The organism is Maribacter luteocoastalis, from assembly GCF_048890225.1.
Lineage (GTDB): Bacteria > Bacteroidota > Bacteroidia > Flavobacteriales > Flavobacteriaceae > Maribacter > Maribacter luteocoastalis.
The window spans coordinates 431,262-456,210 of sequence record NZ_JBMFZG010000001.1 but is presented as its reverse complement, the minus strand read 5'-3'; the positions used below and the strand labels follow the sequence as shown (position 1 = coordinate 456,210).

Genomic DNA, 24,949 nt, shown 5'->3' with positions numbered 1-24,949 from the left:
CGTAAAACAAAAAAGGCCATGAAGAAATTTACTTTTCATGGTCTTTTTGTATTTTGTAAATAAACAGATTTACGATTTAGTCAAAAATAAAAAAATGATAACACTTAAAAACAGGTAAGAATGGGTAAAGGATTCTGGATAGTTTTTCTAAGCATTCTTTTAATAGCATGTGATGTAAAGGACGAAACTCTTTTCACAAAAATGTTAGTAACTGATACGGGTATAGCATTTAATAACAAGATTGTGGAAACAGATAGTTTTAATATTCTAACAGAAGAATATATTTTCAATGGAGGCGGGGTTGCTGTAGCCGACTTTGATAACGATGGGCGGCAAGACTTATTTTTCACAGGTAATCAAGTTGCAAATAAATTATATTTAAATAAGGGTGGATTTAAATTTATGGACGTGTCTTCCGAAGCTAAAATAAGTGCACGTGATAGGTGGTGCACGGGAGTGGCCATAGTGGATATAAACAATGATGGTTTGTCCGATGTTTATGTAGCTTCTGCCATGTCCGATTCTGATAGTCTAAGGGCTAATATGTTGTTTGTTAATCAAGGAAAAAATGTGAATAACATTCCCTATTTTAAGGAAATGGCTTCTGAATATGGAATAGCGGAAACAGGTAATAGTATGGGGGCTGCTTTTTTTGACTATGACAAAGACGGTCACTTGGATCTATATGTATTGAATAATGAGCAGATTCACGCACTACCTACTAATTACAGGCCAAAGGTAGTAGATGGTAGTGCAGTTAGTAATGATCGGTTATATCACAATGATGGCAATGGAACATTTACCGATGTGACCAAGGAAGCTGGAATCCTGATAGAAGGTTTTGGACTTGGTGTTGCAGTAGCTGATATCAATAGTGATGGTTGGCCAGATATTCATATTTCCAATGATTATATTACAAATGATATTTTATATATAAATAATGGGAACGGGACTTTTTCAAATAAAATAGGGAGTTATATACGTCATCAAAGCAAGTTTTCCATGGGTTGTGATATTTCAGATTATGATAATGATGGTAATCTGGATATAATAACCTTGGATATGTTGGGAGAGACTAATTACAGGATGAAAACCACTATTGGCCATAACAATTATATCAACTATGTTTTAGATAAGAGATATGATTACGAGCGTCAGTATAGTAGAAATATGCTTCATAAAGGAAATGGGGCAGATGTACCTTTTAGCGAGGTTGGTCAAATGGCTGGAATAGCAAAAACTGATTGGAGTTGGTCTCCATTGTTTATGGACGTTGATAATGACGGATATAAGGATTTACTTATTACCAATGGTTTTCCAAGAGATATTACGGATAAGGATTTTGGAGATTTTCGTATAGGAATGGCTCCTTTTTTAGCTCCAAAAAAGATTTTGGATTCTATGCCAATAGTTAAGATTCCCAATTACGCTTTTAAAAACAAAGGCAATGGCGAATTTGAAAATGTAGGACACCTTTGGGGCTTGAATATTCCTTCTTTTTCCAATGGATCTGTATTTGTTGATCTAGATCAAGACGGTGATTTAGATTATGTCGTCAATAATATTAATGATAATGCATTTGTATTTAAGAACAATCAAATAGGAGAAAAAAATAACAATAGATATCTTAAAATAAGGTTAGAAGGGCCAAAAAGCAATAATAAGGGGATAGGAGCAAAAATAACCTTAAGATTTCCAAACGAAGAGCTTCAGTATTATGAACATTACCTAACTAGGGGATATATGTCGTCAGTTGATGAAATTGCGCATTTTGGGTTAGGATCAAATGGAAGATTAAAATCAATTGAAGTGGTTTGGCCTGATGGTAATTATCAAAAAATCAACAACGTTACAAGTAATAAAATAGTCTATTTAAAACATGAGGAGGCAAAACCAATAGAAGATTCAGCCCTTGCTTTTCCTTTTACCGATAGGAGTATCACCCAACCTTTCTTTGTTGAGGTTTCTAAACAAATAGGAATAGAAACAATTCATAAAGAAAAAGATATTGTGGATTATAATGTGCAAAGGGTTTTACCACATAAGCTTTCTCAAAATGGTCCCTGCCTGGCTGTTGGTGATTTAAATGGTGATCAATTGGAAGATTTTATTTTGGGTAGCTCATCAACATATTCACCTATGTTATATTTACAGGATATCAATGGAAAATTTTCAAAAATACCACTTTTTAGTGACAAGGAAAATATGAAATATGAGGAGGAAAGTATGGTGTTGTTTGATTTAGATAATGATGGGGATCTTGATTTGTATTTAGTATCCGGTAGTAATGAGTTTTCTAAAGGTCAAAAGTACTACGAAGACCGTCTTATGTTAAATGATGGGTTAGGAAATTTTACCTTTGGAAACAATAGAATGCCCAATGTTTATGCCAGTGGTTCCGTGGTAAAAACAGCAGATTTTAATAACGATGGATATTTGGATTTATTTGTAGGGGGTAGAACACCGATAGGTGAATATCCGATGCCGGACAAGAGTTACCTACTTAAAAATAATAATGGCTATTTGGAAGATGTTACCGATGAAATTGCTCCAGGACTAAGAACAATAGGGATGGTAACGGATGCTACATGGACAGACATAAATAATGATGGCAGCCAAGATTTAATTATAGTAGGCGAACTTATGCCGATGACAATATTTATAAATTATGGCCAAAATTTTGAGCACCTGCATAGCCCTGAATTAAATTCTCATAGAGGTTGGTGGGAAAGTATTGTGTCAGAAGATTTCGATAATGACGGAGATAAGGATTTTGTAATCGGTAATATTGGAGCTAATAATTTCTTTCAGGTTTCAAAAGAGAAACCTTTAACAATTATCGCAAAAGATTTTGATAATAATGGTAGTATAGACCCGATAAGCTTTGCATATTTTAAAAATTCAAATGACGAATTTGATTCGTTCCCAGTCAATTTTTGGGGTGATCTATTTGGTCAAAGCCCTATTTTTAGGTCTAAATTCAGATATTATAAGGAATATGCCTTAACGACTCAAGATATGCTATTTACCAATGAGGAGTTAAAGGGTACGACAAAAATCATAGGGAATTATGATAAGACCAGTTTTATAGAAAATTTGGGGGATAACAATTTTAAAGTTCATGCTTTGCCATCAAATGCACAAATAGCGCCAGTTAATGGAATACAAGTTATTGATTATAACAATGATAATAGAAAGGACTTATTACTCATTGGGAATGATTTTGGAAATGAGACCTTTATTGGTCAATACGACGCATTTAATGGATTATTGATGGAAGGAGAAGGCAATGGCAAGTTTAAACCAGTTTCAATTAAAAAAAGTGGTTTCTTGGTCCCAGGTGATGCCAAATCAATAATGGGTATAAAAGGTAAATACGACAGTTTATATATTGTGACGCAAAATAGAGGTAAATTATTGGTTTTTAAGAAAAGCCAAATCTAGTTTAAATTCACTTATTCTGAGTTAAGTGCATTATGCATATCAAAAAAAGAATACAGATTTTTATTTGTGGATTGTTAATAATATTTGTTTCAAATCTTTTACGGTATTAAAATTCATGAATTTAAGTCATGTATTCCTTTTTGATAAGGTAAATGCTTGATTATTAGTGTAAATTGTTCTTGTGTAGAGAGTGGCTACAGACAATCTTTAGAGTTAGTTTGTTTAATTTCATGAAAAGGTAGCACTGTTGAGAGCGCTACCTTTTTTAGTTGTTTCAATCGCTATTGATGTTAGATTATTTCATAGTTATAAATCAACAATCTTCGTTTAACTGTTTTATAAAATAGGAAGGTAATATCCCTTGTCGTTTCTTAAAAGCAGCATTAAATGTATTCAAATTGTTGTAACCAACAGAAGCGGCGATATAACTTAATTTGCTATCTCTAAATTCCTTGTCTTTTATCAGTTTTGTCAATAGGTAGTCAATACGAAGGTCGTTGATATAATTATTGAAATTGGATTCTTTTTCAATATTAATCACATGGGACAGGTATTTGGGGTTGGTCTTAAGTTTATCTGATAACTGGTGTAGATTACAGTTGGGATCTATAAAAAATTTTTCTTGTTCTAGTTTTTCCAACTTGTTCAAAATAATGTCTATAACATTATCATCCATTTTAAGAAGTGTCTTTTCCCGGTTTTCTGTTGACGTTTGTTTTTTAGTAATTTCTTTTTCCTCTGTCTTAAGCTGGGTCCGCAGATTTTCAATTGTTTTTCTATATAATAATTTATTTTTTTCCTTGATTTCAATGTAAGAATAGAATACAAACAAACTTATAATTATTACAAAACAGAAGATTGCGATAATTCCTTTGTATTTATTTTTTTGAGCTAGGTTCTCTAATTCAAGTTTTTGTTGTTTTTGGGTTACCTCTTTTATTTTTCTTCTAGTTTCTAGAATAATAATTCGTTGCTCTTTCTCATTATTAAACAATGAATCCCTAATTGCCTCATGTAGGGATTTATACTCAAAGACCTTTTTTGTATTATTAGCCCTTTTATAAAGATCCATTAAGATTAGGCTATTAGACTTTATTACATCAAATGCATTGATATTTTCAGCAGCTTCAATACTTTTTTCGTATGCAGAAATAGCACTAATAGTATCTTGAGTTTTTAGATAAAGTTCTGCTTGGATCATCAATGCCCTTGGAATTCTAAACCTATAGTTATTTTCATTATTAAGGCTCATTGCAAGTTCTATATAGTCCTTTGCATTTGTATACTCGCCCGAATTCATGTAAATATCAGCCATATTCATATAAACTATACTTTGAATATAGCTTCCCGGGGAGTATAACCTTTTTTCTAGTTTTAAATAGTAATTGTACGCATTTAATGCTCCCTTGACATCGCCCAGTTTTGCGGACATTCTAGCTATTTCATCTACTTTCTGAAATAGGAGATGGGTTTCCTTTAGAGCAATGATATAATCTAAGCCATTTAAACAGTGTTCTAGAGCCTTTTGATAATTTTCTAATCGCAAATAATAATGGGACAAAGCAGCATGGGCTTTCATTATAAGATATGAATTAGCAGTGTTTTCAGCTAAATCTAATAGTTGCAACCCAGTTTCCAAGGCTAAATCATATTCACCTTTTTCTGTATGAATATCCGACTTTAGTGTTTGCAGGTCTGCATATATATGAGGGTAATTCCTATAGCTAATTTCTCTTAATATTTCTTGGATGGATTTCATGGATGAATTGAAATCCCCTTGAATGAATAAGATGTACGCTTGGTTTTGTCTAGATTTATATATTCCGTGTTTATAATTTAGGTTGTATGATAGTTGAAGTGCCTCTTGATTATATTCATTAGCAACTTGAACATTTTTGTATATATTAAACAGGAATAGTTTATGCAGAATATTTACTTTCTTAATTCCGTATGATGTTTCCTTTTCAGATAGTAAAGTATTAATTTGATTAGACCTGTCTCTAGGTTTAGTTTCTGAAATTAGTTGATCTATTCCTTTAAAATAAATGTTTAAACTATCAATATCATTGTTTTGTGAAAATATGGAATGATTTATAAAAAATAGTATAAGACAAAACAGTATGTTATGTTGTAGGTTCAAATCTTTATGTTGGTTTTATTGCCTTTAAAAGTAACAAAATTTACTGGTATTAGCAGGTGTAATTTATTATCAAATATCTTGTTAGTGCTGCATTTTATTATGACTCAAATAATACCTAGTATGATAGTGATAATCGATTGTTAAAAAATCAATCCTTGATTGTAATGCGTATAATAGTTTGGAACATTTTAAAACGAAGGGTGTGTCCGTATCTCTGCCAATTTAAATTATACCGTACTGAGGAAATAAAGGGCTATTATTTGCGGACTATTAAAAGTTTTTGGCTTTATAGGTAAGTGAAATTTACGATATTATAGATTTTAAAATGAAAATGAATATTAGAAAAATCAAAACCACCCCTCATCTGAAGGGTGGTCTGTGTAGTTTTTTGATCTATAAGCTTTGGGTTTTAAAGTAATTTATAGTATTCCAATTAAGGAGAGTATGCTTCCAACCACAACAATTGCTAAAAATGCGTTCATTGCGATAATAAGTACCGATAGATATGTATCTACCCCAGATTTAAATGATAATTTGTTCATAATATGACCTACTTTATGTTTATTCACAATAAGTTATGAACATAAATGGTAGCATACTATTTAATGTTGTAAAGTCCGGAGTCAGTGTGGTGAGTATATCGTTGTTTGTGGTTTTAGCATCTAAAAAGCGCACTTTATCGGCAAAAAAGACAATTACATCGATGTTCGGCTATATGTTGGTATATGGGGTATAAAAAAGCAGGTTTGTATTAAACCTGCATAGTTATTTTTTATCTTGTTTTGTTATTCTAAATTTAGAAAACCCCCAACCAATCTAAGATAAGTGCCACCGGTATGGCTATTAAAATACCTACTAGACAAGTAATCATTAGCTTTAAAAATCCATTAAGAAGTTTAACGCCAGGTGTAAGTTCCTGTTCCATAATCATATAGTGTTGTTTCCTCTAATATATGAATTATGAAATAAAGTTTTAACAAATAAGTATTTGAATCGATTAAAAGGCTAAAACAATCTTTTAATAGTATAAAAAAGTTAGGTATTCAATTTTTGCGAAATCGTAGCTTTAATTTATTTTTTCAATTATAATGCTGCAATTTTTGGTTTTAATGTGTCAAGACCTTTTGTTTTTGGAACTTGTTTTTTAGGAGGCAAATTTCTTAAATCGGTACTATCTATATACTCAGGTGTTTTTGTTTTGTCAATTTTCGGTGAAGAAGAATCTTTTGTATTTAAGGAAGTGTCCTTACAGGATAAAACACTCACCAATAAAAAAACCGTACAAGCGATTTGGGACAATTTCATAGATAATACCTTTCATGCTATACTATACTATTGTACGTATATCTTTTAGTATTTGGACGCTGGCACCTTTGTTATTTAAGATATATTTAGAATTTATACTGCCAATATGTTTTGCTTCCGATGTATTGGAAATAAGTTTTAAAAGCACATTTTCTAGTTGGTCTTTATTGGCTACCGAAATAATTCCACCTTGGCGAACCAAGTTTTCTGCTTCTAAAAAACCTTGATATAATGGGCCAATAATCACCGGTATCCCAAAAACAGCAGGTTCCATGGTGTTGTGAAGACCAGTGGCAAATGCTCCCCCCACATAAGCTATATCCGCATAACTGTATATTTTTGTAAGCAATCCAATAGTGTCTACAATAAGTACATCGTATTTTTTGTTAGTACCTTTTATAATTTCAGAATACAGACAAGTTGGTTTGTTAATGGAATTTTTCAATTCTTCAAGATGCACTTCATTTATATTATGGGGGGCAATCACAACTTGTATATCGCATGTTTTGTTGATAAACGCTACTAGTAATTTTTCATCTTCTGGCCATGTGCTTCCAGCTACTATGCAACTATTCCCATTGATAAAATGCTCCATGAAATCTAAGGAGTTGTCTTGTTCCAAAATTTCAGAAACCCTGTCTAATCGGGTATCACCAGTTACAGTAACATTTGTTTGTCCAATCGAATCCAATAACTTTTTTGATTGGTCATTCTGCACATAAATATGTTTGAAGGAGGACAATGCATTTCGCATAAAATTACCATAGCCTTTAAAATAAATTTGGTTTTTTTTAAATAATGCTGAGATTAAAAGAGTTGGGATGTTTCTTCGGTGTAACTCGTTCAGATAGTTTGGCCATATTTCATATTTAATGAATATCACTAGGCCTGGGTTTGCTGCATTCAAAAAAGCCTTTACCTTTTTTTTTGTGTCAATAGGAAGGTAGGTTACAACATCAGCGACTGCTGTATTCTTTTTAATCTCATATCCAGATGGGGAGAAAAAAGTAAGTACTAGTTTATACGAAGGGTATTCTTTTCTAACCCCCTCCATTATTGGGAGCCCCTGTTCATATTCTCCCAAAGATGCTGCATGAAACCATATGACCTTATCGTTTTCTGTGAGATTTTGGGTAAGCAACGGTACGGTTTCTTTTCTTCCTTTGGTAAAAAGAGCAAGTTTTGTATTGAATAAAGCTGCAATTTTTAGGAATTGCCAGGCTGTAGCTACTATGAAATTGTATAAGGCGTGCAAACTTTTAATTTAAGGCTAATTTACATTTCTTTCCATAATATCATTGATAGGGGTTTTGTATTTTTGCTATGCTTCAAGAAAACCCAAGAGATGAAAAAAATCCAAATGGTAGACCTAGGTGGTCAATACCAAGAAATTAAAGAGCAGGTTAACAATTCTATTGAAAAGATTTTAGAATCGTCGGCATTTATAAATGGTCCAGAAGTACATGGGTTTCAAAAGGAGCTTGAAGAATATTTAGATATAAAGTATGTTATTCCCTGTGCCAATGGAACTGATGCCCTGCAAATTGCAATGATGGGGTTGGGCCTTAAACCGGGTGATGAAGTGATTACTGCAGATTTCACTTTCGCAGCAACAGTTGAGGTAATTGCACTGCTGCAATTAACACCAGTTTTGGTCGATGTTGATAGAGAAACGTTCAATATTGATATTGAAGCGGTCAAAAAAGCCATAACGCCCAAAACAAAGGCGATTGTTCCGGTACATCTATTTGGTCAGTGTGCAGATATGGATGCAATCATGGACTTGGCTAAGGAACATAACCTTTACGTAATTGAAGATAATGCGCAGGCCATTGGTGCCAAATATTTGTCCAAGTCAGGGAAAAAACAAATGGCCGGAACAATAGGTCATATAGGGGCAACGTCTTTCTTTCCTTCAAAAAATTTAGGATGTTATGGCGATGGAGGTGCAATATTTACTAATGATGATAAGCTTGCGCATACCATTAGAGGTATTGTAAACCATGGTATGTATGAGCGTTACCATCATGATGTTGTTGGGGTGAATTCGCGGTTAGACTCTATACAGGCGGCAGTCCTAAGGGCAAAACTTCCCAAATTAGATGGGTATTGTGAAGCTAGGAGAACGGCTGCTAGAAAGTATTCCAATGCGTTTGCTGGTCAGCAACATATCATAGTCCCTAAAACTGTAAATAATTGTGATGGAATTTGTGATACTTGTGATTGCCATGTATTCCATCAATATACATTACGCATCACTAATGGAAAAAGAGATGATCTGGTTACGTTTTTAAATGATGCCGGTATTCCCTGTGGTGTTTATTATCCAATACCGTTACACAAGCAAAAAGCGTATTTGGATGAAAGGTATGATGATAATGATTTTCCAGTAACTAATTTGTTGGTAAAGGAAGTTGTCTCGCTTCCAATGCACACAGAGCTAGATGATGAACAGATAGACTATATTACCAAGAAAGTTATCGAATTTGTAAACGCTAAATAGGTTTCTTAGTGTAGGTTTGGGTTTTAAATAAAGTAAACTATGAAAATATTAGTAACAGGAGGTCTTGGTTTTATAGGTTCGCACACGGTTGTAGAGCTACAAAACAAAGGATTTGATGTTGTCATTATAGATGATTGTTCTAATTCCGATGAAAAAGTTCTTGAGGGTATTGAACGAATTACAGGTATAAAACCAATTTTTGAGAAACTGGACTTAAAGGAAAAGGATAAGGTTGAGGACTTTTTTCATAGATATAAAGATATAGAGGGCGTTATACATTTTGCGGCATCCAAAGCAGTTGGTGAAAGTGTAGAAAACCCTTTATTATATTATGAAAACAATATTGGAACTTTGGTGTACATACTAAAAGAACTTTGTAAAAAGAATAAGGCAAGTTTTATATTTAGTTCTTCCTGTACTGTCTATGGACAGGCGGATAAAATGCCCATTACAGAAAATGCGCCCGTTAAGCAAGCGGAATCTCCCTATGGGAATACAAAACAAATGGGTGAGGAGATTATAAGGGATACATGTAAGGTTACGCCAAATTTAAATGCAATCGCATTACGATATTTTAATCCTATGGGGGCTCATCCTAGTGCGGAAATTGGTGAATTGCCAATTGGTGTTCCTCAGAATTTAGTACCATTTATTACTCAGACGGGTGCTGGGTTAAGAGAACAATTATCCGTTTTTGGCGATGATTATCCAACTCCAGATGGTACCTGTATTCGGGATTATATTTATGTCGTTGATTTGGCAAAGGCCCACGTAGTTGCCTTAGAACGCTTATTGGGAAATAAAAATAAAGACAATTATGAAGTTTTCAACGTTGGTACTGGAACAGGGAGTTCTGTTTTAGAGGCGATACAAAGTTTTGAAAAGGTTTCCGGAAAGAAACTGAACTATAAAATTGTAGAGCGAAGGCCTGGGGATATTACTACGGCTTATGCAGATACCACTAAAGCTAATGAGGTTTTAGGTTGGAAAGCTGAATATACATTAGATGAGGCAATGGAATCTGCTTGGGTTTGGGAACAGAAAATAAGAAGTTGTTAATCGTATTTTGCTTAAACTAAGAAAAAAAGAGGCCAAAATTAGCCTCTTTTTTTGTGGTATATTACAGTATACTATTGCTTGGCAAACTAAAATAGGTTTTATTTCGTAAATAGGATATGGAGATTGAATTTGGAAATAGTGACGAACTTCTTAATCGCATAGGGCAACTAAAATTGACAGATTCCTTTTTATTTCAGATTGAAAAAGATTTTGCTTTGGCAAATGTGGCATTTCAATTGCCAAAAGATATTGGGGATAATGACTTATTGACTATGATAAAGGAAAAAGTATATTATTTGATTATGGAGTGGTTTGATCAATATTTAAACCTTCTATATATTGTAGACGTTCCTGAAAACGAATTTAGAAAAATAGAAGCTAACGATGCTGTTGATGTAGCTGAGCAAGTTACTTTTTTGATAATAAAAAGAGAATTTCAAAAGGTATGGTTCAAAAAGAAATACAATTAGGATTTTTAAAATTATCACACGTAATCAATCTGACTTTATGCTTTGTGAATTTCTTAATAAATACCTTACTAATATCTTTTTTTAGTCTGTTTTGCACAATTTTGTTTTAAACATTTATTTTTTTCAATAATACGGTTCATCTTTCTCTTAGATATAGTAAATGTTGTATTTTTGTTCAAATTTATTCTTAAGATACAGAAAGTAATTCATGGATAAATATTCCTTTTTGAATACCGCTCATACGTCGTTTTTTTCGGAGTTGTATGATAAGTATTTAGTGAATCCAGATAGTGTAGAGCCAAGTTGGCGTGCCTTTTTTCAAGGTTTTGATTTTGGTGTAGAAAGTTCAGATGGTGCTTATATAGCAGAAGATGAACTTAGGACTACGGCAATAGTCAATGGCAGTAAAATAGAAATGCCGGAATCTTTGCAAAAAGAATTTCAGGTAATTCGTTTGATTGATGGTTATCGTAGCAGAGGTCACCTCTTTACCCAAACCAATCCGGTTAGGGAAAGAAGACAGTATGAGCCTACATTGGAAATTGAAAATTTCGGATTGGAACAGTCCGATTTGGAGACGGTTTTTAATGCCGGTGATATCATTGGTATCGGGCCTAGTACATTGAAGGAGATTATTCGGCACCTAACTAGCATTTATTGTGATGCTATAGGTGTGGAATACATGTATATTCGAAAGCCAGAACTTATAAAATGGATACAGAACTGGATAAATAAAAACGATAACCACCCCAATTTTAATGAGGATCGTAAAAAACATATCCTTAAAAAATTAAACCAAGCAATTTCCTTTGAGAGTTTCTTGCATACTAAATATGTGGGTCAAAAAAGATTCTCTTTGGAGGGCAATGAGTCATTGATTCCTGCTCTGGATGTTATTGTAGAGCATGCCGCTGAGATGGGTGTAAAGCAGTTTGTTATGGGTATGGCCCATAGGGGAAGGCTAAATGTGCTAACTAACATATTCGGAAAATCCGCCAAAGATATTTTTAGTGAATTTGATGGCAAGGATTATGAACAGGAGATATTTGATGGCGATGTTAAATACCATTTAGGTTGGACATCGGATAGAATGTCAGATAATGGTAATAAGATAAAAATGAACATTGCTCCAAATCCATCTCACTTAGAGACGGTTGGTGCAGTTGTTGAAGGTATCGCTAGGGCGAAACAGGATGCGCATTATGCTGATGATTTTTCCAAGGTATTGCCTATAGTTGTACATGGAGATGCGGCAATAGCTGGCCAAGGCTTGGTGTACGAAGTTGTTCAAATGGCTGGATTGGACGGTTATAGAACCGGTGGGACTATTCATATTGTAGTAAATAACCAAATTGGTTTTACCACCAATTATTTAGACGCAAGAACATCTACCTATTGTACAGATGTAGGTAAGGTAACCCTTAGTCCTGTCTTACATGTAAATGCTGATGATGTTGAGGCGGTTGTACACGCTTCTTTATTTGCACTGGAGTATCGTATGAAATTTTCAAGGGATGTTTTTATAGATCTTTTGGGATATAGGAAATATGGGCATAATGAAGGAGATGAGCCAAGATTTACCCAACCTAAATTGTACAAGGCAATTGCCAAGCATAAGAACCCAAGGGATATTTATGCTGAAAGATTAATCAGTGAAGGTATTATTGACGAGGGCTATGTTGCGGAATTAGAAAAGCAATACAAAGACTCGTTAGAGGTTAATTTGGAGGATTCCAGAAAAGAGGACAAAACGGAAATTACCCCTTTCATGGCAGATGAATGGAAAGGTTTCGTTAATGTTAGGGAGTGGGAAATGATGGATCCTATAGACACTACCTATGATGAAAAGAAACTTACCGCTATCGCCAAGGTGATAACAGAATTGCCGAAAGGGAAGAAGTTTTTGCGTAAAGTAGAAAAACTTATCGGGGACCGTAAAAAAATGTACTTTGAAACAGATACTCTGGATTGGGCAATGGGAGAGTTATTGGCCTACGGCTCTCTGCTTCAGGAAGGTTTTGGGGTTAGGATGTCTGGACAAGATGTAGAAAGAGGTACTTTTTCTCACAGACATGCGGTAATGAAGGTTGAAGAGAGCGAGGAAGAGGTATTGTTGTTAAACAATTTATCGGATAATCAAGGTAAATTCCAAATCTATAATTCGCTCTTGTCAGAATATGGTGTCGTAGGATTTGATTATGGGTATGCCATGGCTAGTCCAAATACATTAACAATTTGGGAAGCACAATTTGGGGATTTTAGTAATGGTGCCCAAATAATGATCGATCAGTACATATCTGCTGCAGAGGATAAATGGAAATTGCAGAATGGTCTGGTGATGTTGTTGCCCCATGGTTATGAAGGGCAGGGAGCGGAACACTCATCGGCAAGAATGGAGCGTTATTTACAGCTTTGTGCAAGGGACAATATGTATATCGCAGATGTCACTACTCCGGCGCAAATGTTTCATATTCTTCGTCGTCAAATGAAGGCCAATTTTAGAAAACCTTTAATAATATTTACCCCAAAAAGTTTACTAAGGCATCCAAAAGCGGTTTCCTCTGTAGCAGATTTGGCAAATGGTTCTTTCCAAGAAGTATTGGACGATACTTCTGCAGATGTTAAAAATGTAAAAAGTTTGGTTTTCTGTACGGGTAAGTTTTATTATGATCTTTTAGCGGTCAAAGAAGAATTAAATCGTGAAGATGTTGCCTTGGTTCGTGTAGAACAATTGTTTCCGGTTCCGGAGAAGACCATGAAGGAAATCATTGCGAAGTATAAAAATGTGGATGATATTGTTTGGGCTCAAGAAGAACCAAGGAATATGGGGGCTTGGAGTCATATGATGATGCATTTTAGTGAGGCTCATAAATTTAGGGTAGCTTCAAGAAGGTTTTATGCCGCACCTGCTGCTGGTAGTGCCGTTAGGTCTAAGGCAAGGCATCAACAAGTAATAGATTTTGTCTTTGACAAGACAAAGGATAATATGACAAGACCAAAAAGTTAAAAAATAATATATCAAATTATAGAAAGGATGATTCTAGAAATGAAAGTTCCCTCTCCTGGGGAGTCCATTACAGAAGTTGAAATTGCAGAATGGTTGGTGCAAGATGGTGATTATGTTGAAAAGGACCAAGCAATTGCAGAAGTTGATTCAGATAAGGCAACGTTGGAACTTCCGGCGGAAATGAGCGGCGTAATTACGTTAAAGGCCGAAGTTGGAGATGCAGTTGAGGTGGGGTCTGTTGTATGTTTGATTGATACAAGTGCGGTCAAACCAGATGGGGCTAGCAAAGCTGAGAAGGATTTATCTGCCCAGAAAGAGGATGCAAGCAAAAAGGTGGATAGTGAAAAAGTACCAGAGTCCTCTCAGGCTAAGGAAACCTATGCATCTGGAGTTGCATCACCAGCTGCAAAGAAAATTTTAAGTGAAAAGGGAATTGATACTGCTGTAATTTCCGGAACGGGAAAAGATGGTAGAATAACTAAAGAGGATGCTATTAAGGCCAAGCCATCCTTGGGGTCGCCTGTAACCGGTGGCAATAGGGGTGAAAGCCGTTCTAAACTGTCCATGTTGCGCAGAAAAGTGGCGGAACGTTTGGTCGCTGCAAAAAATGAAACCGCAATGTTGACCACTTTTAATGAAGTGGATATGAGCCCTATTTTCAAATTAAGGAATCAATATAAAGAGGAATTTAAGAATAAGCACGGTGTTGGTCTTGGATTTATGTCTTTTTTCACCAAAGCGGTTGTACGTGCCTTAGAAATGTATCCGGCCGTGAATTCAATGATCGATGGTAAAGAAATGGTATCCTATGACTTTTGCGATATAAGTATCGCTGTATCGGGTCCTAAAGGGCTTATGGTGCCAGTAATCAGGAATGCGGAAAATTTATCATTTAGAGGGGTTGAGGCAGAAGTGAAAAGATTGGCGATCAGGGCTAGAGAAGGTGAAATTACTGTTGATGAAATGACTGGTGGTACTTTTACTATTACCAATGGTGGTGTATTTGGTTCAATGTTGTCAACACCAATTATTAACCCGCCACAGAGTGCTATTCTTGGCATGCACAATATAGTGGAGCGTCCAATAGTTAGGGATGGTGCCATAGCCATTGCCCCAATCATGTATGTGGCTTTGTCTTATGATCACCGAATTATTGATGGTAAGGAGTCGGTTGGATTTTTAGTGGCCGTTAAAGAAGCTTTGGAAAGTCCTGAGGAATTGCTGATGGATGGCAATATTAAGAAATCGCTGGAATTATAGAAGTAAAATTATGAGCATAAAAAAGCCTTTGACTTGTCAAAGGCTTTTTTATTTTTTTTGATTAATTTAATTACAGCCCATATCTTCCTTGGATTGGAAGTCCGCATTTGGTAAACAATTGCCCATTGGCAAAATTTCTGGAACATATCTTATAAGATTTGGGTCATAAAGGGCATTCTCTACGAAGGCCGTTAATTGCAAAATTTCAATTCGTTTTCTAGGGGCATTCGTAATGCCTCCAAAGTGCCAAAAATCTTTACAAGTGGGTCTTTAAAAATTTAACTGTCTGGGATTTTTGTAAGTTCCAAATGGTTATTTTTTCACAGCTAACAATGCTAGCGGTTAGAATAAAAAGTAATATTAATTTAATTTTGGTCATGCCTGGGGGTAACGGGTTATTGTAATATAGATTTGCGGCTGTTTTTTTATACAGTTGAAAATATACGATTACTATCTGTATCTATTTTAGGTAAATACACTTATTTCGGTAATCAATAATAGCCTTAGTTTTTTTAAGTACATCGGCACCTATAATACCATCAACCGATGTTGCACTGTGGGATGTTAGTGCTTCATTAACATGGCTCAGGTCAAACAAAACAATTTGTAATTTTTTACTCTTCCATTTACCAATTTTAATGATGTTTTTATTAGAAGTCAATGTTTCCATATTGCTGGCGCCAGCCCCTGCTGCTTTAATATCAGATGCTTCGGAAATGAGTTTAAAGAAATCAATTTTATCAAGTCCTATACAAGTATTGGATGCTCCGGTATCTAGGATAAAACATCCCATAATCCCGTTTATTTCAGCTTTAATTTCCAAGTGATTGGTTGCTGTAATTTGTAATGGAATCTTTTGGTAATTTTTCTTTTTAAGGATTTTATAGAGTGTGGACATTTTATTTTTAAGATAGTTAAGATGTGCCTTAATTAGTATATTTTAAAATAGCGGAAAGTCTTTGCGGTTAGTATCAGTCCAAAGATAAGTCTATTTTTGTGCTATGATAATTACAGATACGCATACACATTTATATAGTGAGGCATTTGATGAGGATAGGGACAAGGCAATACAAAGGGCGCTTCAAAAAGGTGTTAGGCGTTTTTTTATACCAGCCATTGATTCTACTTATACCCAACGGATGCTGGACTTGGAAGCTAGGTATCCTAAGAATATTTTTTTAATGATGGGGCTTCATCCCACTCATGTTAAAGAAAATTTTAGGGAAGAGTTAGAGCATGTTGAAGACATGTTAAGTAGTAGAAAGTTTTATGCTGTAGGTGAAATAGGGATTGATCTGTACTGGGAAAAAAAGTTTTTGTGTCAACAGCAAGAGGCATTCGCAGCACAAATACAACTGGCTAAACAGTATGATTTGCCTATTGTAATTCATTGCAGAGATGCTTTTGATGAGGTGTTTGAGGTATTGGAAAGTGAAAAAGGGGATGGCTTAAGAGGTATATTCCACTGTTTTACTGGCGATTTACAACAAGCGGAAAAAGCATTGTCTTACAATATGAAACTGGGTATAGGTGGCGTAGTTACCTTTAAGAATGGTAAAATAGATAGGTTTTTGTCTGAAATTGGCTTAGAACACATTGTTTTAGAAACAGATGCACCTTATTTGGCCCCTGCGCCTTATCGTGGCAAGAGAAATGAAAGTCTGTATATTACCAATGTTTTAGATAAAGTTGCGGAAATATATAAAAAAGATGTTTCGGAGGTTGCTAAAATTACAACGAACAATTCCATAACAGTTTTTGGGTGTTGAATGGAAACTTGGATAAAATGAATTCAAAAAGCAGAAGGATTTTACTTATTTATACTGGCGGCACTATTGGTATGGTCAAGGATTATGTTACGTCTGCGCTAAAAGCTTTTGATTTTAATGAACTTTTAAAAAATATACCTGAGCTTAAACAATTGGATTGTTCCATTGATACGGTTTCCTTTGATGTGCCCATTGATTCATCTAACATGAGCCCAAAGGATTGGATAAGTATAGTGGAAATAATAGAGAGGCATTATGAATCTCATGATGGTTTTGTGGTGCTACATGGTAGTGATACCATGAGTTATACGGCCTCCGGACTAAGTTTTTTGCTTGAAAATCTTAATAAGCCTGTAATTTTAACGGGTTCACAATTGCCCATTGGGGATTTGAGGACAGATGCCAAAGAAAACCTCATTACCTCAATTCAGATTGCTGCCTTACATGAAAAGGGAGAGGCGATTGTTAAGGAAGTTGGGCTATATTTTGAGTATAAATTGTATAGGGGCAATAGAACAACCAAGATAAATGCAGAAAATTTTCAAGCGTTTACGTCCCTAAACTATCCGCACTTAATTGAATCTGGAGTGCATCTAAATGTATTTAAAGAATACTTGTTGCCTATCAAACGCGGTAAAAAATTTATCACTCATAAAAAAATGGACGAAAATATTGCTGTTTTGAAGATATTTCCTGGAATTACTCAAAATGTTTTGGATGGTATGTTAAATATCCAAGGATTAAAAGCGCTCATTTTAGAAACTTATGGCTCAGGAAATGCTCCAACCTCGGAGTGGTTTTTAAAAAGTTTAGAAAGTTTTATAAAAAAAGGAATACATATTATTAATGTGACACAATGTTCTGGCGGGAGTGTTATTTTGGGTCACTATGAAACTAGTATGCGGTTAAAGCAGATGCAAGTTGTTAGTGGTAAGGACATTACCACCGAGGCTGCAATATCCAAGGCAATGTATATGCTAGGTAGTGGTGTGGGGGATGAACTTTTTAAAACTGTTTTTGAGACACCACTACGTGGAGAAATGCATTAAAATTAACCACTATAATTTCATCGTCTTAGTTTTTTTTTGTTATTTGCCGCACCTTAAAAAAGGCTAAATTTAGAGAGGTGGCCGAGTGGTCGAAGGCGCACGCCTGGAAAGTGTGTATACACCAAAAGTGTATCGAGGGTTCGAATCCCTTCCTCTCTGCAAGTAAGTTTTACTTTTTTTATATTGTTTTTTTTTTATCTTTAACCCTATTAACTAACTAATTTAAGTTTGAAAAAATGAAAAAATTATTCCCAAGCCTAGCAGTAGCTGGGGCATTTGTAGCAGGTACAAATATGGTAAGTGCAAAAGCAGCTGCAGTAGCAATGCTAGTGCAAGATGCAGCACCTGAGGCTGAGAAAGGATTTACGCAAGTGTTAAAAGAAATGTTTATAACAGGTGGTGCCGGGTTTATGGGTATCGTTCTTTTGTGTTTGATTCTTGGTTTGGCGGTTGCTATTGAAAGAATTATTTATTTGAACATGGCTAGTACCAACAGCTCAAAATTAAAACAACAAGTAGAAGATGCATTAGCTTCAGGTGGCGTTGAGGCCGCTAAAGAGGTTTGTAGAAATACAAAAGGGCCTGTTGCTTCCATTTACTATCAAGGTTTGGATAGGGCCGGTGAAAGTGTAGAGTCTGCTGAGAAAGCTGTAGTGGCTTACGGAGGTGTTCAAATGGGGCAATTGGAGAAAAATGTTTCTTGGTTGTCTTTATTTATTGCTATTGCACCAATGCTTGGTTTCATGGGTACGGTAATTGGTATGATTCAAGCCTTCCAAAAGATTGCTGCTGTTGGTAACTTAAGTGCCTCTTTGATTGCAGGTGACATTCAGGTTGCATTGTTAACAACGGTATTTGGTCTTATTACGGCTATTATACTTCAAATTTTCTACAACTACATTATCGCAAAAATTGACAGTATTGTTAATGATATGGAGGACTCTTCGATTACTTTAATCGATATGTTGGTAGATCACAAAAAATAAGTAGCACTATTAATAATACCGAAAATTATGCAAAAAATTATAAAAATAGCATTAATTGTAATAGGTGTGATAAGTGCGTTGTTATGGTATTTATTACCTAGTTCTGATATGCCAGCAGCAGAAGCTGCCCAAAGTGGTGCAATGAACGCAATGTTTATCATAACTTATTTACTACTTGGCATTGCAGTTGTCGTGAGTTTGGTTTTCACACTTAAGAATTTATTCGCTAACCCTCAGGGATTAAAAAAGACTCTATTTGTAATAGGTGGATTTTTACTGGTAGTGGGTATATCTTATGTTTTAGCTAGTGGAACAGATGTTGCACCTGAGTTTATGGCAATGTCGGATGAGAGCACGATTAAAAAAATTGGTATGGGTTTAAATGTATTTTTTATCCTTACGATTATCGCAGTTGCGGCATTAATAGTGCCAGCAGTTAAAAATATGTTTAGTAAATAAAAAAAACCGATAACTATGGCTAGAAGAGCAGGAGCACCAGAAGTAAGTGCGGGTTCCATGGCAGACATAGCATTTCTTTTACTTATCTTTTTCTTGGTAACAACTACCATTGAAACGGATGCTGGATTGGATCGTATGTTGCCACCAATAGAACCGCCCGATACGGATGTTGTCATTAAGCAGAAGAATATCTTTCAAGTGAATATTAACAAAAATGGTCAGTTATTGGCCGATGATGAGTTAATCGAGCTTAAAGATCTTAGGGAAAAGGCAATGGCCTTTTTAGATAATGGAGGAGCGCCATCAGGTACGCCAGATTATTGTAACTATTGTAAGGGTAAGAGAGATGCTTCTTCTTCCGATAGTCCTGCTAAGGCAATTATATCTTTAAAGAATGATAGGGAGACAAAGTATAGTACTTACATAACAGTTCAGAATGAATTGGTAGGTGCTTATAATGATCTTAGGAATAGAGAGGCGCAACGTCTTTATAAAAAGAACTTTGTTGATATGGAAGCGGAATACCTTAATCCTGAAACATCGGATGATGTTAAGGAGGAATTAAAAGAAAAGGTACAAAGGATTCAGGATTTATTCCCTCAGAAATTGTCTGAAGCTGAAACAACATCTAATTAACAATTCGTAAATAAAAAACTATGTCAAAATTTGCAAAGAAAAAAGATGGAGAGGTACCAGCGGTTTCAACTGCTTCACTTCCTGACATTGTATTTATGCTTTTGTTTTTCTTTATGACGGTAACTGTTATGAAGGATAGTTCTTTGAAAGTAGAGAATGTATTACCCAACGCGAGTGAGGTGAAGAAATTGGAGAAGAAGGATCGAGTTATCTATATTTATGTTGGTAAGCCTACAAGGGAATACGAAAAAACATTTGGTACGGAACCAAAGATACAATTGAACGATAAATTCGCAAATCCTTCTGATGTTGGCGATTATATTTTGATGGAACGAGCTAAAAAACCTCAAGAACTTCAAAATGTATTGACTACAGCACTAAAGGTGGATAAAAACGCCAGTATGGGTCTTATATCCGATATTAAACAGGAATTAAGAAAAGTAAATGCTTTAAAGGTTAATTATACAACGTACGAGGGAGACGCATTTAGAAACCTTCAATAGTTTTTGTTAACCATTTTCAAACTTTATTAAACGCTTCAAATTTATTTGGAGCGTTTTTTATTTCTTTACCTTTATACAACTATGAAGTATTGGTATTTAATAATTGGTTTTGGCATATCTTTTTTTACTTTCTCCCAAAATGATTCGGTTAACAATATAGGCTACAAACGTTATTTTGAAGACCAGTTTTATATGGGAATCACTTATAATTTTGTTAGAAATACGCCAGAGGGTTTGTTACAACGCAATTTATCTTATGGTTTACAGGCTGGTATAATAAAGGATATTCCATTAAATAAAATGGGAACCCGTGCAATTGGTATTGGTTTAGGACTTGGTTTGAATACGTATTATACCAATTTAGCCGTTTCAGAGACTTCTAACGGGTTTAATTATGAATTGGATGATGGTAGACTTAATTTTAAAAGAAGCAAGTTAGAAACGCATTTATTAGAAGTGCCCTTAGAGTTTAGATGGAGAAACTCTACACCATATGAGTATAGGTTCTGGCGGGTTTATGCTGGATTTAAGGCCGCGTATGTGATTGGAGCAAGATCAAAATTGGTTACTAACGATTATAAAGATGGTTTTTACAATACAGATGTAAACAACTTTCAATACGGATTAACATTTAATTTTGGGTATAATACGTTTAATATACATACCTATTATTCCTTAAGTGATTTATTTAATAATAATGCACTTTTAGATGGTGCGCCGATAGCTATTAGACCTTTGAGGATTGGTTTTATTTTTTATATTTTATAGCCAAAACCTAACGGTAAGCAATTGCGAAAGCAAACCTATACATAATCCTACAAAAAGCTCGGATTTGGAATGTGCCTTAAGATAACTTCTCGATGAGGCAACCAATCCCAGTGATAAAGTGAACAAACTAATTGCTATAATTACATTTATTTCAAAATGTATGCTAAGGTTTATTAAAAACATTAAAAGTCCACCAACCCCTACTACATGTAAACTGGCTTTAAACTTAAAATATAGTAATATTAAACTGGCAAAAGCCGCACCTAAAAGTCCAACGAAATAAAAGTACAGTTCAGAAATATAATTGTTGGGTATCACTTTTATCAAAACTAATAACAGGAGTAATATGTGAATGTATAATGGGTATTTGCGTTCCGAAAGAGTTGGCATAAAAACAGTGCTAGCCAATCCTAAATTTTTAAGTATAAGAAATGTAATAATAGGAATAATTACCGTAAGTATAAATATGGGAAGAATGTTTCCACTTTGTGTTTCTAGTGGGTTATATTTTGGGGTTATAATGAAATATGCCAGAGTACCACCAATAGGCATGAATATAGGGTGAAAGATATATGAAACTATAGTGAAGAAAAGCTTCATTAGATTTGCTTTCTTAATCTGGCAACCGGAATTCCTAGTTGTTCTCTATATTTTGCAACGGTACGTCTGGCAATAGGATAGCCCTTATCTTTAAGGATAGAAGCTAACTTATCATCTGTTAGAGGTTTTTTCTTTGCCTCTTCAATAATTACCGTTTCAAGGATTTTTTTTATTTCCTTGGTAGAAACATCTTCTCCTTGCTCATTTTTCATGGATTCGGAGAAATATTCCTTTATTAGTTTTGTTCCGTACGGTGTGTCAACATATTTACTGTTCGCTACCCTTGAAACGGTTGAAACATCCATGTCTATCTCATCTGCAATATCCTTTAAAATCATGGGGCGCAGATTTCGCTCGTCTCCAGTTAGAAAATACTCCTTTTGATATTGCATTATAGCGTTCATGGTAATGAACAAGGTTTGCTGCCGCTGTCGGATGGCATCGATAAACCATTTAGCGGCATCCAATTTTTGTTTGATGAACAACACCGTGTCTTTTTGGGACTTGGACTTATCCTTGGATTCTTTGTAGCCTTTTAACATGTTATTGTACTCCTTTGAAACATGCAATTCTGGGGCATTTCTACTATTAAGGTTTAATTCCAATTCTCCTTCAACAATCCTAATAAAAAAATCAGGAACTACATGTTCAACAATTCTATTGTTGCCAGAATACGAACCTCCTGGTTTTGGGTTTAATTTCTCTATTTCTGAAATCGCATCCTTTAATTCATCTTCCGTTACATTATGTTTTTGAATTAACTTATTGTAATGTTTTTTAGTAAAATGATCAAACGATTTAGTGAGTATTGCAATGGCCAATTCTATACTTGGGGATACCTCTTTGCGCTTTAATTGAATTATCAAACATTCCTCTAAGGAACGCGCTCCTACTCCAGGGGGGTCTAGCTCTTGTACAATGGCTAGTACACGCTGAATTGTCTTTTCGTCTGTATATACATTTTGTGTGAATGCCAAATCATCCAAGATATCTGTAATCGGTCTTCTTATATAGCCACTTTCATCTATACTACCTACCAAAAATTCGGCAATAGCCCATTCTTCATCATTCAGATAAACTGTGTTTAATTGATTGATGAGATATTGATTGAACGTTGTCCCAGAGGCATAAGGCACACTTTTTTCTTCATCATCTGCACTGTAATTGTTCGCTTGTGTCCTATAATCTGGAATTTCATCATCACTTAAATAGTCATCTATATTGATGTCTTCTGCGGTAATAGTCTCACTATCAGACTCATTATCATATATGTCCTCAAACTCATCGTTTATATTTTCGCTATCTTCTTTGCCACTTTCTAAAGCAGGATTTTCTTCTAATTCTTGTTTAAGACGTTGTTCAAAGGCCTGGGTAGGCAATTGAATCAACTTCATCAACTGAATCTGCTGAGGAGATAATTTCTGCGATAACTTAAATTGTAAGTGCTGTTTTAACATCTGTTTTTGGGCTATTTATAAAAATAACGAAATCACATTAAAATTCAGCATTTTGCGGTGTTCTCGGAAATGGGATTACATCCCTGATATTGCCCATACCAGTAGCAAAAAGAACCAGACGTTCAAACCCAAGTCCAAATCCACTATGAACGGCAGTGCCAAATTTTCTTAAATCCAAATACCACCATAATTCTTCTTCTGGAATATTTAGCGCGGCCATTTTTTCTTTTAAAACATCCAATCGTTCCTCCCTTTGTGATCCACCTACAATCTCTCCTATGCCAGGAAACAATATATCCATTGCCCTAACAGTTTTGCCGTCTTCATTTAAACGCATATAGAATGCTTTTATTTTTGCAGGATAATCAAATAATATAACGGGACATTTAAAATGCTTCTCCACTAAATAACGTTCGTGCTCACTTTGTAAATCTGCGCCCCATTCATCAATTGGATATTGAAATTTCTTCTTTTTATTGGGCGTGCTATTTCTAAGGATTTCTATAGCTTCAGTATAGGTGACCCTCATAAAGTTGTTTTCCGTAATGAACTTTAATTTTTCAATTAAAGGCATATCACTGCGTTCTGTTTGTGGTTTAGACTTTTCTTCGTCTATAAGTCGTTGTTCTAAAAATTCTAAATCTTCTTTGCAGTTTTCAAGGATATACCCTAACACATTTTTTATAAAATCTTCTGCCAAATCCATGTTGGCATCTAAATCATAGAACGCCATCTCTGGCTCTATCATCCAAAATTCTGCAAGATGTCTAGATGTATTAGAGTTTTCTGCCCTAAATGTAGGTCCAAATGTATAAACCTTTCCTAATGCCATGGCATAGGCCTCAGCTTCCAATTGACCAGAAACGGTAAGGTTAGTCTCTTTGCCAAAGAAATCTTCTTTATAATCAACATTACCGTCCTCAGTTATTGGGGGATTTTTATCATCTAGGGTGGTTACGCGAAACATTTCTCCAGCACCTTCAGCATCAGAACCAGTAATAATAGGGGCATGAAAATAATAGAAACCATTTTGCCTAAAATATTGATGTATGGCAAATGAGAGCGCCGAACGAACACGCATTACCGCAGAAAAAGTATTTGTCCTAACTCTTAAGTGTGCCTTTTCCCTTAAAAACTCCAATGAATGTTTTTTGGGCTGTATGGGATAAGTTTCTGGGTCAGCTGCACCGTGAACATAAATATCTTTTACTTGTATCTCTACATTTTGGCCACGACCTTGACTTTCAACCAATGTTCCGCTGATCCTTAGGGCCGCACCTGTATTTATTTGTTTTAATAAGGATTCATCAAACTGCTCAAAATCAACAACACATTGGATATTGTTTATGGTAGAACCATCATTAAGGGCAATAAACCTATTACTTCTAAAGGTTCTCACCCACCCATTTATGGTTATTTCTTGAAGTAAATCTTTTCCTTTTAGGACTTCTTTTATACTTACTGAGCGCATTTTTAATGAATTGAAAATTAAAAGCCAAAGATAGCTTTTTGGTAAAAAATATTGATTGAATGC

General features: G+C 34.9%; 22 protein-coding genes and 1 tRNA gene. 14 read left to right on the top strand and 9 right to left on the bottom strand.

The features are described 5' to 3' along the window. Positions 1 to 120: 120 nt before the first annotated feature. The gene (locus tag ACOCEA_RS01950; protein WP_420754508.1) at positions 121 to 3,444 is read left to right on the top strand and encodes a VCBS repeat-containing protein; all 3,324 of its coding nucleotides are present in this window, start codon (positions 121 to 123) and stop codon (positions 3,442 to 3,444) included. A gap of 313 nt (positions 3,445 to 3,757) precedes the next feature. Here the strand turns inward: ACOCEA_RS01950 and ACOCEA_RS01945 are convergent, their stop codons facing one another. The 5 genes from ACOCEA_RS01945 to ACOCEA_RS01925 all read right to left on the bottom strand — a co-directional run bounded on the left by ACOCEA_RS01945 (position 3,758) and on the right by ACOCEA_RS01925 (position 8,144). Further along, the gene (locus tag ACOCEA_RS01945; protein WP_420754507.1) at positions 3,758 to 5,584 is read right to left on the bottom strand and encodes a helix-turn-helix domain-containing protein; all 1,827 of its coding nucleotides are present in this window, start codon (positions 5,582 to 5,584) and stop codon (positions 3,758 to 3,760) included. Between the two features lie 419 nt (positions 5,585 to 6,003). After that, positions 6,004 to 6,126, bottom strand: coding sequence for a hypothetical protein (locus ACOCEA_RS01940; protein ID WP_420754506.1), 123 nt, complete (start codon positions 6,124 to 6,126; stop codon positions 6,004 to 6,006). Between the two features lie 254 nt (positions 6,127 to 6,380). After that, complete coding sequence (locus tag ACOCEA_RS01935; RefSeq protein ID WP_420754505.1) at positions 6,381 to 6,509, bottom strand: hypothetical protein; 129 nt, start codon at positions 6,507 to 6,509, stop codon at positions 6,381 to 6,383. Between the two features lie 158 nt (positions 6,510 to 6,667). Then, complete coding sequence (locus ACOCEA_RS01930; protein ID WP_420754504.1) at positions 6,668 to 6,889, bottom strand: hypothetical protein; 222 nt, start codon at positions 6,887 to 6,889, stop codon at positions 6,668 to 6,670. Between the two features lie 22 nt (positions 6,890 to 6,911). Beyond that, on the bottom strand, positions 6,912 to 8,144 hold the full coding sequence (locus tag ACOCEA_RS01925) for a 3-deoxy-D-manno-octulosonic acid transferase (protein ID WP_420754503.1): 1,233 nt from the start codon (positions 8,142 to 8,144) through the stop codon (positions 6,912 to 6,914). A 90-nt stretch (positions 8,145 to 8,234) separates the two neighbouring features. Here ACOCEA_RS01925 and ACOCEA_RS01920 point away from each other — a divergent pair, with 90 nt between their 5' ends. From ACOCEA_RS01920 to odhB, 5 genes are all read left to right on the top strand, one after another. After that, positions 8,235 to 9,392: a DegT/DnrJ/EryC1/StrS family aminotransferase gene (locus tag ACOCEA_RS01920; RefSeq protein WP_420754502.1), complete on the top strand. Its 1,158-nt coding sequence runs from the start codon at positions 8,235 to 8,237 to the stop codon at positions 9,390 to 9,392. Between the two features lie 39 nt (positions 9,393 to 9,431). Next, positions 9,432 to 10,451 (top strand): UDP-glucose 4-epimerase GalE, encoded by a 1,020-nt coding sequence (gene galE / locus ACOCEA_RS01915; protein WP_420754501.1) that lies wholly within the window; start codon positions 9,432 to 9,434, stop codon positions 10,449 to 10,451. Positions 10,452 to 10,567: 116 nt separating this feature from the next. Continuing rightward, positions 10,568 to 10,921, top strand: a complete 354-nt coding sequence (locus ACOCEA_RS01910; protein ID WP_420754500.1) for a hypothetical protein — start codon at positions 10,568 to 10,570, stop codon at positions 10,919 to 10,921. Positions 10,922 to 11,129: 208 nt separating this feature from the next. Further along, positions 11,130 to 13,928 carry a 2-oxoglutarate dehydrogenase E1 component gene (locus ACOCEA_RS01905; protein ID WP_420754499.1) on the top strand — a complete coding sequence of 933 codons (2,799 nt, stop codon included), beginning with the start codon at positions 11,130 to 11,132 and terminating at the stop codon, positions 13,926 to 13,928. Between the two features lie 27 nt (positions 13,929 to 13,955). Further along, entirely contained in the window at positions 13,956 to 15,188 is a 1,233-nt protein-coding gene (odhB, locus tag ACOCEA_RS01900; protein ID WP_420754498.1) for a 2-oxoglutarate dehydrogenase complex dihydrolipoyllysine-residue succinyltransferase, read from the top strand. Between the two features lie 460 nt (positions 15,189 to 15,648). On the opposite strand, the gene ACOCEA_RS01895 is transcribed toward odhB, so the two are convergent. Then, a complete protein-coding gene (locus ACOCEA_RS01895; RefSeq protein ID WP_420754497.1) occupies positions 15,649 to 16,086 on the bottom strand; it encodes a retropepsin-like aspartic protease in 438 nt (145 codons plus the stop codon). Between the two features lie 103 nt (positions 16,087 to 16,189). Here ACOCEA_RS01895 and ACOCEA_RS01890 point away from each other — a divergent pair, with 103 nt between their 5' ends. The 8 genes from ACOCEA_RS01890 (at position 16,190) to ACOCEA_RS01855 (ending at position 21,358) form a co-directional block, all read left to right on the top strand. After that, positions 16,190 to 16,957, top strand: a complete 768-nt coding sequence (locus ACOCEA_RS01890) for a TatD family hydrolase (protein ID WP_420754496.1) — start codon at positions 16,190 to 16,192, stop codon at positions 16,955 to 16,957. A 17-nt stretch (positions 16,958 to 16,974) separates the two neighbouring features. Continuing rightward, positions 16,975 to 18,006: an asparaginase gene (locus ACOCEA_RS01885; protein ID WP_420754495.1), complete on the top strand. Its 1,032-nt coding sequence runs from the start codon at positions 16,975 to 16,977 to the stop codon at positions 18,004 to 18,006. Between the two features lie 71 nt (positions 18,007 to 18,077). After that, positions 18,078 to 18,165: transfer RNA gene (locus tag ACOCEA_RS01880), tRNA-Ser, on the top strand. A gap of 77 nt (positions 18,166 to 18,242) precedes the next feature. Next, positions 18,243 to 18,992, top strand: coding sequence for a MotA/TolQ/ExbB proton channel family protein (locus tag ACOCEA_RS01875; protein WP_420754494.1), 750 nt, complete (start codon positions 18,243 to 18,245; stop codon positions 18,990 to 18,992). A 27-nt stretch (positions 18,993 to 19,019) separates the two neighbouring features. After that, the gene (locus ACOCEA_RS01870) at positions 19,020 to 19,451 is read left to right on the top strand and encodes a hypothetical protein (protein WP_420754493.1); all 432 of its coding nucleotides are present in this window, start codon (positions 19,020 to 19,022) and stop codon (positions 19,449 to 19,451) included. Between the two features lie 15 nt (positions 19,452 to 19,466). Then, a complete protein-coding gene (locus ACOCEA_RS01865; RefSeq protein WP_420754492.1) occupies positions 19,467 to 20,087 on the top strand; it encodes an ExbD/TolR family protein in 621 nt (206 codons plus the stop codon). Between the two features lie 20 nt (positions 20,088 to 20,107). Then, a complete protein-coding gene (locus tag ACOCEA_RS01860) occupies positions 20,108 to 20,590 on the top strand; it encodes an ExbD/TolR family protein (RefSeq protein ID WP_420754491.1) in 483 nt (160 codons plus the stop codon). An 81-nt stretch (positions 20,591 to 20,671) separates the two neighbouring features. Beyond that, positions 20,672 to 21,358, top strand: coding sequence for a porin family protein (locus ACOCEA_RS01855; RefSeq protein ID WP_420754490.1), 687 nt, complete (start codon positions 20,672 to 20,674; stop codon positions 21,356 to 21,358). Here ACOCEA_RS01855 and ACOCEA_RS01850 read toward each other — a convergent pair. From ACOCEA_RS01850 to asnS, 3 genes are read right to left on the bottom strand one after another with little or no spacing between them, the layout of a single operon-like run. Then, positions 21,353 to 21,958 carry a hypothetical protein gene (locus tag ACOCEA_RS01850; RefSeq protein WP_420754489.1) on the bottom strand — a complete coding sequence of 202 codons (606 nt, stop codon included), beginning with the start codon at positions 21,956 to 21,958 and terminating at the stop codon, positions 21,353 to 21,355. The genes ACOCEA_RS01855 and ACOCEA_RS01850 overlap by 6 nt on opposite strands. Next, the gene (gene rpoN, locus ACOCEA_RS01845) at positions 21,958 to 23,415 is read right to left on the bottom strand and encodes an RNA polymerase factor sigma-54 (RefSeq protein ID WP_420754488.1); all 1,458 of its coding nucleotides are present in this window, start codon (positions 23,413 to 23,415) and stop codon (positions 21,958 to 21,960) included. The genes ACOCEA_RS01850 and rpoN overlap by 1 nt, the downstream gene beginning before the upstream one ends. 37 nt (positions 23,416 to 23,452) lie before the next feature. Beyond that, positions 23,453 to 24,886 carry an asparagine--tRNA ligase gene (asnS, locus tag ACOCEA_RS01840; protein ID WP_420754487.1) on the bottom strand — a complete coding sequence of 478 codons (1,434 nt, stop codon included), beginning with the start codon at positions 24,884 to 24,886 and terminating at the stop codon, positions 23,453 to 23,455. Positions 24,887 to 24,949: the final 63 nt, after the last annotated feature.

Excerpts from the sequence above, each read along its gene's own strand:
- ACOCEA_RS01950 (WP_420754508.1), top strand. The coding sequence starts at position 121 with ATGGGTAAAGGATTCTGGATAGTTTTTCTAAGCATTCTTTTAATAGCA.
- ACOCEA_RS01940 (WP_420754506.1), bottom strand. The coding sequence starts at position 6,126 with ATGAACAAATTATCATTTAAATCTGGGGTAGATACATATCTATCGGTA.
- ACOCEA_RS01935 (WP_420754505.1), bottom strand. The coding sequence starts at position 6,509 with ATGGAACAGGAACTTACACCTGGCGTTAAACTTCTTAATGGATTTTTA.
- ACOCEA_RS01930 (WP_420754504.1), bottom strand. The coding sequence starts at position 6,889 with ATGAAATTGTCCCAAATCGCTTGTACGGTTTTTTTATTGGTGAGTGTT.
- ACOCEA_RS01920 (WP_420754502.1), top strand. The coding sequence starts at position 8,235 with ATGAAAAAAATCCAAATGGTAGACCTAGGTGGTCAATACCAAGAAATT.
- galE (WP_420754501.1), top strand. The coding sequence starts at position 9,432 with ATGAAAATATTAGTAACAGGAGGTCTTGGTTTTATAGGTTCGCACACG.
- ACOCEA_RS01910 (WP_420754500.1), top strand. The coding sequence starts at position 10,568 with ATGGAGATTGAATTTGGAAATAGTGACGAACTTCTTAATCGCATAGGG.
- ACOCEA_RS01905 (WP_420754499.1), top strand. The coding sequence starts at position 11,130 with ATGGATAAATATTCCTTTTTGAATACCGCTCATACGTCGTTTTTTTCG.
- odhB (WP_420754498.1), top strand. The coding sequence starts at position 13,956 with ATGATTCTAGAAATGAAAGTTCCCTCTCCTGGGGAGTCCATTACAGAA.
- ACOCEA_RS01895 (WP_420754497.1), bottom strand. The coding sequence starts at position 16,086 with ATGTCCACACTCTATAAAATCCTTAAAAAGAAAAATTACCAAAAGATT.
- ACOCEA_RS01890 (WP_420754496.1), top strand. The coding sequence starts at position 16,190 with ATGATAATTACAGATACGCATACACATTTATATAGTGAGGCATTTGAT.
- ACOCEA_RS01885 (WP_420754495.1), top strand. The coding sequence starts at position 16,975 with ATGAATTCAAAAAGCAGAAGGATTTTACTTATTTATACTGGCGGCACT.
- ACOCEA_RS01875 (WP_420754494.1), top strand. The coding sequence starts at position 18,243 with ATGAAAAAATTATTCCCAAGCCTAGCAGTAGCTGGGGCATTTGTAGCA.
- ACOCEA_RS01870 (WP_420754493.1), top strand. The coding sequence starts at position 19,020 with ATGCAAAAAATTATAAAAATAGCATTAATTGTAATAGGTGTGATAAGT.
- ACOCEA_RS01865 (WP_420754492.1), top strand. The coding sequence starts at position 19,467 with ATGGCTAGAAGAGCAGGAGCACCAGAAGTAAGTGCGGGTTCCATGGCA.
- ACOCEA_RS01860 (WP_420754491.1), top strand. The coding sequence starts at position 20,108 with ATGTCAAAATTTGCAAAGAAAAAAGATGGAGAGGTACCAGCGGTTTCA.
- ACOCEA_RS01855 (WP_420754490.1), top strand. The coding sequence starts at position 20,672 with ATGAAGTATTGGTATTTAATAATTGGTTTTGGCATATCTTTTTTTACT.
- ACOCEA_RS01850 (WP_420754489.1), bottom strand. The coding sequence starts at position 21,958 with ATGAAGCTTTTCTTCACTATAGTTTCATATATCTTTCACCCTATATTC.
- rpoN (WP_420754488.1), bottom strand. The coding sequence starts at position 23,415 with ATGTTAAAACAGCACTTACAATTTAAGTTATCGCAGAAATTATCTCCT.
- asnS (WP_420754487.1), bottom strand. The coding sequence starts at position 24,886 with ATGCGCTCAGTAAGTATAAAAGAAGTCCTAAAAGGAAAAGATTTACTT.